The organism is Ancylomarina longa, from assembly GCF_003996985.1.
In the GTDB taxonomy this organism is placed as follows: domain Bacteria; phylum Bacteroidota; class Bacteroidia; order Bacteroidales; family Marinifilaceae; genus Ancylomarina_A; species Ancylomarina_A longa.
Genome location: NZ_RJJX01000001.1, coordinates 83079 through 99633, shown reverse-complemented (window position 1 = coordinate 99633; position 16555 = coordinate 83079). Strand labels below are relative to the sequence as shown.

Below are 16555 nucleotides of genomic sequence, written 5' to 3'. Positions count from 1 at the left end.
TTGAAAGGCCTCCTAACGGGAGGTCTTTTTTTTTGCCATAAGTTTTGAATTAGTAAGTAAAACAAGCTTATTGTTTCGATCTGAATTGCAGGGGAGACACGCCATATTTGTTTTTAAAGGCTGTGCTAAAATGCGAAGGGTATTCATATCCGCATTTAATGCCGATTTCAAGAATGGTAAGATCGCTGTCGCAAAGCAATTTAAGAGCCAGAGCCATTCTGTGATTAAAGTGAAATTGAAATATCGTTTGATGAAAAACTTGTTTAAATCCATATTTCAACTTTTTTTCGTTTAATCCAACCATACGCGAAAGTCGCTGAATTGTAAGAGGAGAACTTATATTCTTTGTCAGTAAATAACTTACTTCTTTTATTTTTTTAATATCCACGGCTTTTAATCGAATTTGTGGAGTATTTTGTGTGCAATCTGTGGCTTTAATTTGCAAGCATAATAGTTCTAATATCTTGCCTTCGGCGTATAGTGGTGCCATATTACCCAAATCCGATGCGTGATCTATTTGTGAAAGAATAGTATTCATCTCACGAGTGTTGATCAAATTGGGATGTTCAAAACAATAAGTTTCTCCTTTAGTGTATTTTTGAAACAGGCTCTCTAGTGCTTCCGGATATCGCATCATCAACTGTTCCAGATAATCATCTTGAAAAATAATGCTGCGGTAGGAATAAAATGTATTTCGGTTAAAAAATAAGGAACTCAGTGATTTTTCGGGGATTATCAAAATATTATTCTGTCCGTTTTCAAATTTCGAACTGTGCTGTCTTACAGAATAATGCATCGAGCCACATAGCATAAAATGCATGGCAAATAAAGTTTCCTTGTTTTGCCTAAAGCAGGGAATATCGAAAGGCGCAAAACTTTCCAGACTTATTAGCGATAAACCAGGCAACTTGTTTCGCCGCAATTTTAATATAGCATCTGTATATTTTCGATTTGTATGAGTAATTTCCTTGTTGTTGTAAAACTCACCAATAAGATCTTGCCATTCTTCTTTGGTGGAGTACTCATTTATATTGGTGTGTAGTGCGAGATTTTGCATAGGTTCGGAATGTTAAATTAATAGTCCGGATTATTAAACAGTTATTTGTCAGACTAATCTAACTTCATACTTGTTATTTTATTATCAAAGATACTGAAAAACAGGAAAAGTATTTTACATTTTTATTGTTTTAGACAGCATCTTATTTCTGAATAAATAAATTTATTGTATTATGGAAGTTAAAGAAAAGAACAGTGTGATTGTAGAATTACATGATTTAACCATCACCGAACAAAAAGATGATCGATTTGGTAGAGTAGTAACAACAAAAAGTCTGTCTGTAGACGATTTGGTAAATATTGCGGTATCGCGGAGAACCGATTTGAGTGCTACAACATTGAAATCGGCTCACGAAATACTTAAAAATATTGCCTTAGAACAACTTGCCAATGGGGCATCGGTTCATTTCGGCTTGGGATATTTTCATTTGAATGTAAATGGTGTATTTATTGGCGACAATGAAAAATGGGATAATGCAAAACACAGCCTTTCGGTTCATGTTACTCCCACAGTAGAATTGCGTAATGCTGTAAAATCGTGCAAGGTTGATGTTCGCGGAATGGCTGCCTCACCAATGGCTGTTAATTCAGTTACCGACGTAACATCAGGTGAGGTGAACAGTAAGTTGACTCCTGGTGGTGGTGTTAATATTATCGGTACTAGAATAAAAATAGAAGGAGACCAGGCTGGTATAGGTATCAAATTGGTGAACGAAACCACAAAAGAAGAAATATTGGTACCAACTACCTCAATGCTCACTAACTCTCCTTCTAAACTAAGTTTTATTGTTCCTACAGGATTAGTTGCTGGTGATTACCGATTGGTAATTAGTACCCAGCACAGTTCTTCCAAAGTATTTTTAAAGAAACCACGAACCTACATCTTTGAATATCTGTTAGTAGTAGATGCCTAATTACTTCTAATTGATTATAAACAAAGCCTTTCTATGCAGAAAGGCTTTGTTTTTGTTTAAAATAGTATTGCGGTATTACCATACCGCGCACCGAGGTATTAGGCTGCGGCAGTCTGCGGTATTGTAATACCCTGGTCCGCGGTATTAGGCTACCCCAAACAGGATTTGGATATGCTGAATATGCTAAGCATCCTGAAGATGCTAAGCATTTCGCTCAGCTAGGCTTTGGATATTGGAAATGCAAAGCATGTATTCCTAACAATTAATTGTTAAAATATATCTTTTAAAAGTCTCTCGTCCAATAGGATATTAGATTGGGTAAGGAAATTATCTGTATCAATATGAATGGTTTCGTAGGCTAATTGTTTATTCACTAATTTCCCGTTTCTTTTATCCGCATAATCAAGAACAGAACAAAATTCCCAATCAAGCAGATTTTCACATAATCCTGATCTTACAGGATTTTGATGGATATAATGAAAGCAATTATCAAGGATATTATCATTTTGTGTAATATCATTTAAACACTTTGCCTTAGTGTTGTGAGCAAAAAGTTTACCTCTACGTTGCTGTTCTTTGTTAATGGCACGGGTATATGAACTTAGAAGTGATCCCAGATTTTTGGATAATTGCTGAACCTGCGGTCTGTGCAATTCAGATATTCGTTGGCTACCTTTAGCATTAACTACAATTAGAAAGTGAAAATGATTGGGCATTAAACACCATGCCAGTATATCTGCGTAAGGTCGAATAAGACGATTTACTTTTTTAAGAAAATAGATATAGTTGCTTCTATTGTAAAATACGACTTCGTTGCTCCTATTGTAAATATGATATGTTTTTTCTTCTTCGAAAAGCATGAGATGAAGATAGCTAAATTATTTATTATCATTGGTGTTAAAATACTAATTGTGTTGTACTTTATCTTTTTAGCTTTCTGAAAATAATATTTTAACACTTTAAATTTTTACTTATATTTACATATTGTTTATAGTAATTGTCCCCACAATAACAGCTAGCTATTATGATTACTCTAAAGTTAAATGTACCATCCATATTCCAAATCCTCTTTGTGATAGCTTATTTATTTATGGCTTTTCATCAATTACCGAATTTTTTTTAACAAAAAGAACTCCAAAGAATAAAAGCAAAAATACCAATGATAGAACCACTAAATAAAATCATTAAAAGTCCCAAAATGAAAAAATCAACATTATTATTCGCAATGCTTTTAGTAGCATTATCTTTTGTATCCTGTTCAAAGGATACTCCAGTAATAGACCCAAAACCGGACCCAATAATTACACCAAAAATAACATTAAAAGGTGTAACTTATACTAAGACAGAAGGCGAAGTTTTTAATTACGAAGTGGAATGGTCAGCAACTGCAAACGCAGCCTATACAATGATTATAGAAAACGGAGCAGGGCAAACATTTACTTTCAAATCACTGCAACCAAACATCAATTACAAAAAAGAAATCACCTATTCAGAATTAGGTGAATTTGAATTAGTAATGAAATTAACTGACTTGAAAGGTGGAACCATATCCACAATACAGTCAGTGGTGGTTGATGATAAAACTCCGGGGATAAGTGCTTCATTACAATATGCCTCAACTCAAGCGTCAATAGATGCTGGAATAGTCATAAACACCCAAACAATTTCACTGAAAATAACAGTGAATTCAAAGAATGGTGTGTCCACATTAAAAATTGACAACGGTGAGGGGGAAGTAAAAGAACCCAGCTACAATTTTGAATCAGGAGTAGAATATTCAGAATTTATAACTTATTCAACTCCAGGCCAAAAATCATTGACACTAACAGCAACGGATGACAAGGGAAATGTCGGAACAAGAGCTCTAACTTTAGCAGTTGAAGACAGAACTCCATCAATACAAACTTGGGAAAGTGAGGCTACAGGTGTAACGATTAAAAACGATATCGCAACAGCCTACAATTACAAATTTAAATTAAACTCAAAAACATTTGAGGACAAAATTTTCAAAGCAACAATAAAAATAAACGGAGAAGTAAAAATAGAGAAAGAAGGTTTAGCTTCAGAAAAAGAAGCAATCTTTGATTATTCGTTTGAGACTTACGGAACTTATGATGTTGTTGTTGATGTTTTAGATTCAGATGGTAACTTGAACACACAATCAATGGAAGTTGTAATTGATGAGCGAGTAACTCCTACATCAAACGACCCATACGGATTGTTCACTCAGTGGTATGTCCACGAGAACTTAGGAAAATCAAGAAATGATTTTTACGGCTCAGGGGATTTATCGCTAGATCCAATAGAAATTTATAGAGATGTAAATAGAGACGGGGTATATAACTCAGAAGATGACGCCGAAATCGCCAAAGGAAAAAACAGTGTGTGGTATAAACTAGCACACGATTTTCAAAGCCCAGAACTAACAGTCGAGCAAAGGCGCGATTTCATAAATAGAACAGTAGCCTTAAGTGGATCTTTATTCTTAAGAAAAGAAATGCCAGGTTGGTCTTGTAATGAGTATTCCTATCAACACCTAATTAATATTGCAGGCTCTGAATATTATGATCACTTGATTCTTGCACTTACTCAAAATTTAGATCCTCAATTCACAGACAAGCACAATGGATTGTTCAATCTACCTGTGTTTATTGTTGTAACATATGTGGCAGGGGAATATGGAGGTCCTCATTCAATTATTGGATTTGTTGTTGGAGATGATTTAGAACACAACCCCGAAAAAAGCCTTCATTTTATAGACGGTGCGACAATGCAGGTAGTGACCCCAGGCTCCTTATTTATGAAAGCAGATATAACAATTAAAATAGAAAAATATGATAAATATTATGAAGACACAGATTCTGGAATAATTAGCTATATGGGACTTAGAAGAATTCTGTCCTATACAACACATGCTGATGGCACATTGACATATATAAGTAAGAATGATCAAATCAAATCTCTTCAAAAGCCAGTAAGATAAGTTAATATTAAAACCACTAGCTAATTCCTTAATATAGAAAGGCTAGTGGTTTTTTAATTACTGGATATGCTAAGCATCTCAAAGATGCTAAGCATGTAATTCCGACAGGCTTTGAATACTGGATATGCTAAGCATCTCAAAGATGCTAAGCATTTAGCCCAAACCGGCTTTGGATACTGGATATGCTAAGCATCCCGAAGATGATAAGCATTTAATTCAAACAGGCTTTCGATATTGGATATACTAAGCATCTCAAAGATGCTAAGCATGTAATTCAAACAGGATTTGAAAATGGATATACTAAGCATCTTAAAGATGCTAAGCATGTAATCCAAACAGGCTTTCGATATTGGATATGCTAAGCATCTCAAAGATGCTAAGCATTTAGCCCAAACCGGCTTTGGATACTGGATATGCTAAGCATCTCGAAGATGCTAAGCATTTAATTCAGACAGGATTTCGATACTGGATATGCTAAGCATCTCAAAGATGCTAAGCATGTAATTCAAACAGGCTTTGAATAGTGGATATGCTAGGCATCTCGAAGATGCTAAGCATGTAATTTAAACAGAATCTCAATATGCTGGATATGCTAAGCATCCTGGAGATGTTAAGCATTTAATCCAAACAGGCTTTGAATACTGGATATGCTAAGCATGTAGTTCATGCATGATTTATAATTCTAACAATTAAGGTATCATGAAACATGTTACTGCACACAAATCACAATTAGAGGATTGCCCCTGACTTGAATTGCCCTTGACTTTAGTCAGGGGAGGGGAAATATGCAAAATAGAATCAATCTACATTAGCATTTTTGCATGGTTCGTGTAATTCTTCCTATTTTTGGGATAAAATAGAAACACTTAAAAAGATTATATATTATGGCTATCAGTAAGAAAGTTGAAGAGATATTGAATAAGCAAATTAATGCAGAGTTTTGGTCTGCTTATTTCTACTTGTCTATGTCTAATTATTTAACAGCAAATGGAATGCCTGGTTTTGCCAATTGGATGAAAGTTCAGTTTCAGGAAGAAACAACCCATGGACTTAAAATGGTTAATTATTTGAATGACAGAAACGGACGTGTTTTATTAGAGCCTATTGCCGAAGTGGCTACCGAATGGAATGGTGTTTTAGATATTTTTGAAGATACTTTAAAGCATGAGGAAAAAGTAACTAACATGATTAACGAGTGTACTGAAGTAGCTTTAGAAGCGAGAGATCATGCAACTGTTAATTTTTTACAATGGTTCGTTGACGAGCAGGTAGAAGAAGAAGCTACTGTTTCTGAGATAATCGATCAGCTTAAAATGTTTAAAGGTGAAGGACACGGACTATATATGATGGATAAGGAGTTTAAAACGCGTGTTTTTGTAGATGCCACTCAAGCATAGCACAAAAAAATGAATTAAATTATAAGCCTCACTTTTGTGGGGCTTTTTGTATTTACTATCGGAAATTAAAAGCAGGAGATATAGTGATATAGCTTGCTTTTCTTTTGAGAAGTATTCGTCAGATTTTTCATAAATCGTATTCGGAAACAAATAAAATTTTTTACTTTTGGTCTCGATGGATATGAATAGATACCTCATAGTAGTTTTTTGTGTGCTAACAGGCTGCGCTGCTGCGGTTCCTGTTGCAAATGCCGAAGCTATTTCTGTAGATCAACTGCTACTTGCCGAATGGTTTGCGGGTCATGTTCAAAATTTGGAGGAGAATTATTCCTCTCCAATATTAGTGCCGGTAGAAAAGGAGCAAATCACTAGTGATTGTATCTACAAGCTAAAAGGTTTTTCTGTTTTAAAGAAATTACCAGAATTTCCTGCAAATATTTCTAATAATTCTATCTGTTATACTCCATTAGCACGATGTTTAGCTACTGTGCCAGATTATGCTTGTCATAGCTATAAACAGATTCCGGATAGCGACTGTCAGATAAGAGCACCAGGCTTTTTCTGTTAATTCCAAAATGACTTTCTTGTTCTACTTAATGTAAAGATTCGTGTTGCTATAAATTAATAATAACATCCTATCAACATTGCAAAAATAATCTGTTAAAGAAATCATTTTCCACAATTAATTTAAAGATATTAGCATGTTTCCGATTAAGTTTGGATTTGATGCTTCGTTTTATATTGAAATCAAAAAATCAAAATGGGTTTTATAGATAATACATTAAGCAAGTTGTTTGGTAATAAATCAGACAGAGACTTGAAAGAGTTAAGTCCTTACTTGGGAAAGATAAAGGCAGAGTACGACAGAATTACGGTTTTAAGTAATGACGAGCTTCGTAATGAATCGGATAAGTTAAGACAGAGAATTCAGGATTTTATTCAAGCGGAAAAGGATGAAGTAAAAAGCCTGAAAGCGAAAATTGAGGAAGGTAGTCTCTCTGTGAATGAGAAAGAGGAAATCTATGACGAGATTGACAAAATAGAGACTAAAATTGATGATAAAATCGAAGAAGTTTTAGATGAAATTCTTCCTATTGCTTTTTCAATCGTTAAGGATACAGCTCGTCGATTTACCGAAAATGAGGAAATTGAAGTTACTGCTACTCAATTTGATCGCGATTTGGCGGCACGAATGGATAATGTTCAAATTGATGGTGATAAAGCTGTCTATTTTAATTCCTGGTTGGCGGGTGGTACCGAAATTACCTGGAACATGATTCATTACGATGTGCAGTTGATTGGTGGTACTGTGTTACACCACGGACAGATTGCAGAGATGGCAACTGGTGAGGGTAAAACCCTGGTAGCAACATTACCTGTGTTTTTGAATGCGCTTACCGGACGTGGTGTTCATTTGGTTACCGTGAACGATTATCTTGCCAAACGTGACTCGGAATGGATGGGACCACTTTATCAATTCCATGGTTTGTCTGTTGATTGTATCGATAAACATTCTCCGAACTCTGATGAGCGTAGAGCAGCTTATGCTTGCGATATTACTTTTGGTACCAATAACGAATTTGGTTTCGATTATCTTCGTGATAATATGGCCACCAATCCTAAAGATTTGGTACAGCGTCGTCACAACTATTCCATTGTCGACGAGGTTGACTCTGTGTTAATTGATGATGCACGTACTCCTTTAATTATTTCAGGTCCGATTCCAAGAGGGGAACATCAGCAGTTTGATGAATTAAAGCCAAAGGTTGAGAAATTGGTGAAAGCCCAGAATGAATTGGTAATGAAAATATTTACCGATGCAAAAAGGCTTTTGAATAGTGAAAATAAAAAGGAGAAGGAGGAAGGAGCTAAGTTATTACTTAGAACATTTAAGGGTTTACCTAAGATGAAACCTTTGATTAAGTATCTGAGTGAGCAGGGAAATAAGACTACACTCTTGAAGACAGAGAATTTCTATATGCAGGAAAATAACAAGAATATGCACATCATTACCGATGAATTGTATTTTGTTATTGATGAAAAAAACAACTCTATTGAGTTGAGTGATATGGGAATCGATTTGTTAAGTGAGGATAGTGGTGATACCAACTTCTTCATCTTACCAGATATTGGATCGGAAATAGCCGCCATTGAAAAATCAGATTCTTCGGATGAAGATAAATTGGCTAAAAAGGATGAACTGATTCAAAGTTACTCGGTGAAATCAGAACGTGTACATACCATTAACCAGCTTTTGAAAGCTTACACCTTATTCGAAAAAGATATAGAATATGTCTTAATCGATGGTAAAGTGAAAATCGTTGATGAGCAAACCGGACGTATCATGGAAGGTCGTCGTTATTCCGATGGTTTACACCAGGCAATTGAAGCTAAGGAAAGCGTGAAGATTGAAGCGGCAACACAGACTTTTGCTACCATTACTTTGCAGAATTATTTTAGGATGTATCATAAACTTTCGGGGATGACTGGTACAGCTGAAACAGAGGCTGGTGAGTTATGGGATATTTATAAACTTGAAGTGGTGGTAATTCCAACCAATCGCCCAATTGCTCGCGCTGACCGTGATGACTTGGTTTATAAAACCAAAAGAGAAAAGTATAATGCCGTAATCGAAGAAATTGTTGATTTGGTAAATAACGGACGTGCTGTTTTGGTGGGAACAACTTCTGTAGAGATATCGGAGTTGTTAAGTCGAATGTTGAAGATTCGTGGTATCAAACACAATGTGCTGAATGCTAAATTGCATCAGCGTGAAGCAGATATTGTTGCTGAAGCAGGACAGAAGGGTACCGTTACGATTGCAACAAATATGGCTGGTCGTGGTACTGATATTAAACTTTCTGATGAAGTAAAAGCCGCTGGTGGTTTAGCTATTGTTGGTACGGAACGTCACGATTCCCGTCGTGTTGACCGTCAGCTTAGAGGTCGTGCAGGTCGTCAGGGAGACGTTGGTTCTTCTCAATTCTTTGTATCCTTAGAAGATAATTTGATGCGTTTGTTCAGTTCCGATAGAATTGTGAAGTTGATGGACAGAATGGGAGTGAAAGACGGTGAGGTAATTCAGCATAGTATGATTACTAAGTCTATTGAGAGAGCTCAGAGAAAAGTGGAAGAGAACAACTTTGGTATTCGTAAAAGATTATTGGAATATGACGATGTGATGAACTCGCAACGTGAGGTTATATACAAACGTCGTCGTCATGCCTTATTTGGAGAGCGTATTCAGGTAGATATCGCGAATATGATGTATGATGTTGCGGAAGCTATCGTGAATGAAAATCATGGAATTGATTATGAAGAATTTAAAATGGAATTGATTCGTGCATTTTCTATTCAATCGCCTGTAAGCGATGAGGAATTCAAGAAAGAAAATCCGGAAGAAATTATGCCAAGACTTTACGATGTAGTATTGGACGCATATCATAGAAAAACTGAATCAATTGGAAAACAAGCTTATCCAGTAATCAAGAATGTTTATGAGTCGAAAGCTGATCTTTATGAGAATATTGTAGTTCCTTTTTCCGATGGTAATAAAATGTATCAGGTAGTTACGAATTTAAAGAAGGCATACGATACACAGGCGGAAGATTTGGTAAGATCATTCGAGAAGGTTTCTATTCTGGCTACCATTGATGAAGCCTGGAAAGAACATTTGCGGGAGATGGATGATTTGAAGCAGTCTGTTCAGAATGCTTCTTACGAACAGAAAGATCCTCTATTGATTTATAAGTTTGAGTCATTCAACTTATTTAAATCGATGGTGGAGAATGTGAATAAAAATGTTGTTTCCAGTTTAATGAAAGGTCATATTCCTTTATCCGATCCGGATGAAGTTCGACAAGCAGAAGAGCGAAAACGTATGGATATGAGTAAGCTAAGAACATCAAAAGAAGAATTAGGAAGTGATGGAAGAGAAAGACAAGCTCCTAAGAAATTAGAACCAGTTCGTGTAGCTCAAAAAGTGGGGAGAAATGAACCATGTCCTTGTGGAAGTGGTAAAAAATATAAGCAATGTCATGGCAAAACCATTAAGGCTTAATTTTTGAAATTAAAATATTCCTGTTATTTTCAGGTGACGAAATTATTAAAATGTATCGTCACCTGATTTATTATTAAGATAAAAACTACCAATATGTTATTATCAATTCTTTGGGATGTTGATCCTGAAATTTTTAGATTAGGCCCTATTGCTGTTCGTTGGTATGGACTACTGTTCGCTCTTGGATTTCTTTTGGGTTATTATATTGTAGAGCGCATGTTTAAACGAGATGGTGTTAGTCTTGAATGGCTCGATAAATTATTCATGTACACCATGATTGCTACCGTTGTAGGCGCTCGCCTGGGGCATGTTTTCTTTTACGGATGGGAATTTTATTCTCAACATCCATCTGAAATTATTAAAGTGTGGCATGGTGGTTTGGCATCACATGGTGCTGCAATTGGAATTATTTTTGCCTTGTGGATTTATTCTAAGAAAGTGAGTAAGAAATCTATTCTTTGGATAATGGATTATGCGGTTATTCCGGTTGCTTTAGCAGGTAGTTTTATTCGTTTGGGTAATTTGATGAATTCTGAAATTATTGGTGTGGAAACTCATTCATCATGGGGTTTTCAGTTTGTTAGAGCCTCTATTTATGAACCATTAGCACCTCGGCATCCGGCACAATTATACGAATCTGTTTGCTATCTCATTTCGTTCGGAGTGTTAATGTATATGTATTGGAAAACCGATGCGAAAACTCGTCCGGGAATGATATTCGGAGCTTTTATGGTAATGATTTTTACTGCCAGATTCTTTATTGAATTTATCAAGGAGAATCAGGAAGCTTTTGAACAAGGCATGGCTTTAAATATGGGACAATTGCTAAGCATTCCTTTTGTTCTGTTAGGAGCTTATTTCGTTATAAAAAATTTAAAATCGAAGAAAGCTTAATCGCTTTTACTACGATATAAAAAATCCGAGTCTGTTGACTCGGATTTTTTTATGATTTCATCTCTCTAAGATAATTCATCCTTAACTTCTACGCCCTCCTTTAATATCTCCAGATCAATTCCCATTTTTTGCATCAGAATTGGAGCGTTAAAGGTTTTGCACACGCCCTTTTGTATTTTATAATCAAAATAGAGCTGATCGCCATCAATCGTGATATCAAAAAAACGATTTTCAACTTGTCCCGGTAATTCTTCTTCCAGAATAGATAATTCCAAATCATGTGTAGCAACCAAACCAACCGCATTGTATTTTACCAGTTGTTTGATTAGTGCTTTAGAACCGATATGCTTGTCTTTTGAGTTGGTTCCTCTTAAAATCTCATCCAAAAGCAGGAGCGTGTTTTCTTTTTGATTTACCTTTTCCAATACCTGCTGAATTCTTTTCAGTTCTGCATAAAAGGAAGATTCATTTTCTTCGATGGAATCTTTAATTCGCATTGAGGTATTTACTTCTACATTGGAAACGTTCATCCTTTTGGCACAAACCGGAGCACCAGACAAGGCTAATACTACATTTACCCCAATGGTTCTCAAGAACGTACTTTTTCCAGCCATATTCGATCCTGTTATAATGTGTATCGTTCCAGGTCCGATAAGTTGATAATCATTACAAATTCTATCGGTTTTATTAATCATTGGATGTCCTGCTTCTTCCATTTCCAATTCGAAATGATTTGATGATAGATTCGGGAACGACCAATCTTCATGATTAAAACTAAGATTTGCAAAACTTGAAAGGGCTTCAATTTCTCCAATAATATTGAACCACTTCTCTATATCACTACCATATTTCATTTTCCACTTGTCTATCCTGAAAAGGATGTGTAGCTCATAAAAAAACAAAAGATTGAATAAGAATTGCACTACTGGATTAAATCGTTGATCAAGTAATTCCATTAATTGTGAAAGCCTTCGTATTTTTTTTGAAGTTGGCAGATCTTTACCTGCCAATTGAGTTTTTAATGTTTGTAATTTTTCCGATTCCCAATCTTGTTCTTCAAATTGCTGAATGATATAGGAATAAGTTTTAAGCATGCTACTTCGTTTAGCAGTTTCGTCGTGAGCTATATTTATTTTTTTGAAATTGAAATAGTGGATGGGAAGGCTAATTAATACCAGAATAACCAAAGGAGCTTGCGATCCGATGAACGAATAAATAAGTGCTATCAATGATAAAATTGGCAGGATAAATATGGCTGCATACAGCATTTTTCTGCCGTGAAAAGTGGAGGGTGTTTTGCCCCAATCCGCCACAAAATTTGGATCATCACTCTTGAGTTGATGTTGTAATCCATATTGAATGATATTTTGCCTCCAATCAATCTGTTCTGCTAATTCTTTAACTGATGCTTGTCTTTTTTTAATCTCCTTATTTGAAGAAGGAGCAGAGAGCCATCTTGACAGTGTGTTGTTTCCTATTTTACTTACACTTCGGTTGATTAGCTGGAATAAAGAGTGAGTTCCGTAAATATCCAAATCGGATGCATAAGCATGATTGGCTTGATAATATTCTTTGCCGTCGTAAAATAAATTACTGTGTCTGGTTTTCAGGCAATCAACTTCATTTTCATTGATCTTGACAAGTGTATTTAGTCTTTTGATATTCTTATCGTTTCGGTTGTAAGTATATACAAAGTAGAGGAGAGCTCCTATTAATAGAGTAAATACAGAACTGGCAATTATAATGGAGTAGGAAAGGATTACATAGAATAAAACAAATGCTCCAATGGCACTAAAAAGTCTTAATACAGACAACTTTCTATTGGTTTTATTTAATAGTGCAACTTGACTTTTAAATTGTTCAACACACTCGGTGTAGAAAGATATTTTTTTATTCATATTTCGCTTCGATTTAGAAAGTAAAAATATGGAAAAATAGCATGGCAAGACTCTACTGGTAGAGGAATATTGATAATATTATTATACCCAATCAATATCGTCCTAAAGCCTGAAGGGCTTATATACCAGAACCAAGGGCAGCTGCCCCCTAGTATAAGCTGTAAATCATCAGTCTGAAAGTCTGAAATATATCAGGCCTTCAGCCTGAATTAACCGTGACACATAAATACCAGGGGCGATGCCCCTAGTTGGGGAATTAGAGCCTTTCAGGCTCACCGAATGCCAACCTAACACCAGCATTTCTCCCTCCTCAGGGAAAATTCTTGCTCAAAACAACTACATGTCTTAAAAAACGGAATTAAGCTACTCTCTAAATGCGGGCGCGATGCGGAAGATACCGCTGCTATGAAATGCCAAACAGCATTCGATTGGCTTGATTTTTTGTTTCCTTTTTTATCTAAGAACCGAACGGAGTGAGCTCATGAATGCCCGTGAAAATAATTTGATGAATAAAAAAGGAAAAGCCAGTCCGGCTTGAGGACTAGTAAGAAATTAATTACATCAAGGCAAAAACAACAAAAGTAGTATGTCCAGAGAAGTTAATCCCGAATTTTGCCCTCGCTGCGGATAACCCATTTATAGGAAGTGAGGGCTTCCAGAGCCATCGGTCCTCGTGCATGCAGTTTTTGAGTGCTTATTCCAATTTCTGCACCTAAGCCAAATTGAGCACCATCTGTAAAAGCAGTAGAGGTATTGGCATAAACGGCTGCAGCATCAACTTGGGTGCAAAAACGGTTTACTCTGTTCTTGTTTTCACTGATAATTGCTTCGCTATGCTTCGAGCTGTATTGGTAGATATGATTCAAAGCATCCTGAAAATGATCTGCTGTTTTAATTGCAAGTTTGTGACTTAAAAATTCTGTGCCATATGATTCTTCCGTGGCTCGATGAAGCAAGGGCTGTGGATATTTGCCCTGAATAGCATCGAAAGCTGGCTGGTCGGCATATATTTCCACTTTTTTATCCTGTAATCGACGCACAATTTCTGCTAAATCATTTATTCTGTCCTGATGAATGATCAGGCAATCCAAGGCATTACATACACTTACCCTACGCGTTTTTGCGTTGTATACAATCCTTTTTCCTTTCTCTAAATCTGCATATTTATCGAAGTAGGTATGAACAATGCCAGCACCAGTTTCGATTACAGGAATACTGGAATTTTCGCGAACTGTTTTGATGAGATTTTGTGAACCTCTCGGAATTAGAACATCAACAAATCCTTGCGCATTCATTAATGCTGTAGCGGCTTCCCGTTCGGCAGGTAATAGTTGTATAATGTCAGGATTAATAGCATTTTGTTTTAAAGTTTCTTGAATGATAGAAACTAAAAATCGATTGGAATTATCAGCATCACTTCCTCCTTTTAAAACACAGGCATTTCCCGATTTGAAACATAGCGCAAATACATCCAGCGTAACATTCGGACGAGCTTCGTAAATAATACCAATGGTTCCCAGAGGCACACTTAATTTTTTAATCCCTAAACCATTATCAAGCGATTTTTCGCTTAGTATTTTACCCAGTGGGGATGGTAATTGTACCACATTTTCAATATCTGAGGCAATTCCTTCAATTCTTTCCTCACTCAATAACAATCGATCATATTTTGGATCATAGATCGACATCTTATCCAAATCTTTTTTATTGGCTGTTAGTATTTCCCTGCTTGAAGATCTCACTACTCCTGCGAGAGCCATCAATGTATTATTAATAGTATCCTGATGGATTGAAGACAGGTTTCTGGCTGCTTCTTTTACCTTATTTAATTGGTCTTTATATTGCTTTTTCATTTGATGTAGTTATTTAGATAATATCCGTATCTGTTTTTGTTTCTGTCTTTTACATTGTATTAATGTAAAAACAGGTAATCGTAATGCACTAACGGTTTTGCTCCTGTTTTTCCCAAACAAGCATCGGCTTTTGATCTGTTGTATTGGGTTTTTCCCAGACCAATTACTTTTCCTTTGGTATTTACTATTTTAATGATATCGCCTTTTTCGAAACTTCCTCGTATTTCACTGATACCAATGGGTAGAAGGCTGGTTGCATTGTCAGAGCATAAAGCATCTTCTGCACCTTGATTAATCACCACCATTGCTTTTTCAAATCCTTCCGATCCGGAAAGCCATTGTTTTACAGGAGAACTTTTTTTGTTTGCAATAAACTCTGTATGTTCAATCTTCTCAGGTGTTTGTAGCAATTTAAGCAGGATGTTATCCAACGAACCATTGGCTATATGAACAGGAATCCCTAATTTGGCTACTCTGCCAGCAATGGTGCACTTCGTAAGCATTCCTCCTCTTCCAAAGTTTGATTTTTGTGTTGTTATATATTGTTTTAGCCTGTTTATATCACCATTAATGGTTTGTAATAGAGTAGTGTTCCTATCAGTAGGGTTTCCATTATAAATTCCATTGATATTACTAAGCAGGTACAAGCCTGTAACATTCATCATCGAGGCAATTAATCCTGATAACTCATCATTATCGGTAAACATTAAGGCGGTTACTGAAATCGCATCATTTTCATTGATAATAGGTAATATACCATTGTCAAGTAAAGAAGTCAGGCAATTTTTCATATTTAAGTAATGTTCTCTGGTTCTGAAATCTTGTTTGGTGACAAGTACCTGAGCACATTCAATATCAAATTCCTTTAAAAAAGAAGAGTAGATATTCAAAAGCTCAACTTGCCCCATTGCCGACCAAATCTGTCTGGATGTTATTGTATCAGTCTTCAAAGGATTTTTTATATGGCTTTTTCCTGCCGCAACTGCTCCGGAGGATACCAATAAACATTGGATTCCCATTTGTTTTAATTGGAATATCTGATAAACCAGATTTTTAATTCTGATCTTGTTTAGTGATCCATTTTCTTTGGTGAGTACGTTGGAGCCTATTTTAATACAAATTCTTTTCATTGGTTTAATTCAAGGGGGTTATTCATACGGATTTCAAAAGGGTATTAAATCCATATTATACGATTCTTTTGATGGTAGTGGCTCTGCTATTGCAGATTAAGTGGTTTCCTTAAAGGTCAACTTTAGGTGTATAGAAATGACAGTACCCAAGCGGGATGAAGGTATTGGAAGTAAGATGATATTCCAGATACAATAATTTGTTTACTTGTAGATGGGATAGAACTACTGCTAGTTATTTTTTCGATAAGATTGTTCTTTTCTCTCATGTTGGTTACACTTGATGATTACAATTCCCCCTTATCTAAAACTTTATCAAATATAGAGAATCTTTTCGTATTAACATTTCTTAGGTGTTGATACATTGTGCTTT

The 16555-nt window shown here is 35.8% G+C and carries 12 protein-coding genes; 6 read left to right on the top strand and 6 right to left on the bottom strand.

The features are described 5' to 3' along the window. Positions 1 to 67: 67 nt before the first annotated feature. Complete coding sequence (locus tag DLK05_RS00400) at positions 68 to 1057, bottom strand: helix-turn-helix domain-containing protein (RefSeq protein WP_127341991.1); 990 nt, start codon at positions 1055 to 1057, stop codon at positions 68 to 70. Between the two features lie 172 nt (positions 1058 to 1229). Between DLK05_RS00400 and DLK05_RS00395 the strand changes: the two genes are divergently transcribed. Next, positions 1230 to 1970 carry an HU family DNA-binding protein gene (locus DLK05_RS00395; protein ID WP_127341990.1) on the top strand — a complete coding sequence of 247 codons (741 nt, stop codon included), beginning with the start codon at positions 1230 to 1232 and terminating at the stop codon, positions 1968 to 1970. Between the two features lie 269 nt (positions 1971 to 2239). On the opposite strand, the gene DLK05_RS00390 is transcribed toward DLK05_RS00395, so the two are convergent. Further along, positions 2240 to 2830 carry a hypothetical protein gene (locus tag DLK05_RS00390; protein ID WP_127341989.1) on the bottom strand — a complete coding sequence of 197 codons (591 nt, stop codon included), beginning with the start codon at positions 2828 to 2830 and terminating at the stop codon, positions 2240 to 2242. A gap of 338 nt (positions 2831 to 3168) precedes the next feature. On the opposite strand from DLK05_RS00390, the gene DLK05_RS00385 reads away from it, so the two are divergent. Then, positions 3169 to 4953: a hypothetical protein gene (locus DLK05_RS00385; RefSeq protein ID WP_127341988.1), complete on the top strand. Its 1785-nt coding sequence runs from the start codon at positions 3169 to 3171 to the stop codon at positions 4951 to 4953. Positions 4954 to 5138: 185 nt separating this feature from the next. Here DLK05_RS00385 and DLK05_RS17375 read toward each other — a convergent pair whose 3' ends face one another. Continuing rightward, positions 5139 to 5324, bottom strand: a complete 186-nt coding sequence (locus DLK05_RS17375) for a hypothetical protein (RefSeq protein ID WP_148114096.1) — start codon at positions 5322 to 5324, stop codon at positions 5139 to 5141. A gap of 513 nt (positions 5325 to 5837) precedes the next feature. On the opposite strand from DLK05_RS17375, the gene DLK05_RS00380 reads away from it, so the two are divergent. The 4 genes from DLK05_RS00380 to lgt all read left to right on the top strand — a co-directional run bounded on the left by DLK05_RS00380 (position 5838) and on the right by lgt (position 11304). Continuing rightward, entirely contained in the window at positions 5838 to 6350 is a 513-nt protein-coding gene (locus tag DLK05_RS00380; protein WP_127341987.1) for a ferritin, read from the top strand. Positions 6351 to 6531: 181 nt separating this feature from the next. Continuing rightward, positions 6532 to 6918, top strand: a complete 387-nt coding sequence (locus DLK05_RS00375; protein ID WP_127341986.1) for a hypothetical protein — start codon at positions 6532 to 6534, stop codon at positions 6916 to 6918. A gap of 192 nt (positions 6919 to 7110) precedes the next feature. Continuing rightward, positions 7111 to 10410, top strand: coding sequence for a preprotein translocase subunit SecA (secA, locus tag DLK05_RS00370; RefSeq protein WP_127341985.1), 3300 nt, complete (start codon positions 7111 to 7113; stop codon positions 10408 to 10410). 93 nt (positions 10411 to 10503) lie between these two features. Further along, on the top strand, positions 10504 to 11304 hold the full coding sequence (gene lgt / locus DLK05_RS00365; protein ID WP_127341984.1) for a prolipoprotein diacylglyceryl transferase: 801 nt from the start codon (positions 10504 to 10506) through the stop codon (positions 11302 to 11304). A gap of 65 nt (positions 11305 to 11369) precedes the next feature. Here the strand turns inward: lgt and DLK05_RS00360 are convergent, their stop codons facing one another. From DLK05_RS00360 to proB, 3 genes are all read right to left on the bottom strand, one after another. Continuing rightward, the gene (locus DLK05_RS00360; RefSeq protein ID WP_127341983.1) at positions 11370 to 13202 is read right to left on the bottom strand and encodes a MutS-related protein; all 1833 of its coding nucleotides are present in this window, start codon (positions 13200 to 13202) and stop codon (positions 11370 to 11372) included. A gap of 599 nt (positions 13203 to 13801) precedes the next feature. Next, entirely contained in the window at positions 13802 to 15055 is a 1254-nt protein-coding gene (locus DLK05_RS00355) for a glutamate-5-semialdehyde dehydrogenase (RefSeq protein WP_127341982.1), read from the bottom strand. Between the two features lie 59 nt (positions 15056 to 15114). Further along, a complete protein-coding gene (proB, locus tag DLK05_RS00350; RefSeq protein WP_127341981.1) occupies positions 15115 to 16185 on the bottom strand; it encodes a glutamate 5-kinase in 1071 nt (356 codons plus the stop codon). Positions 16186 to 16555 lie beyond the last annotated feature (370 nt).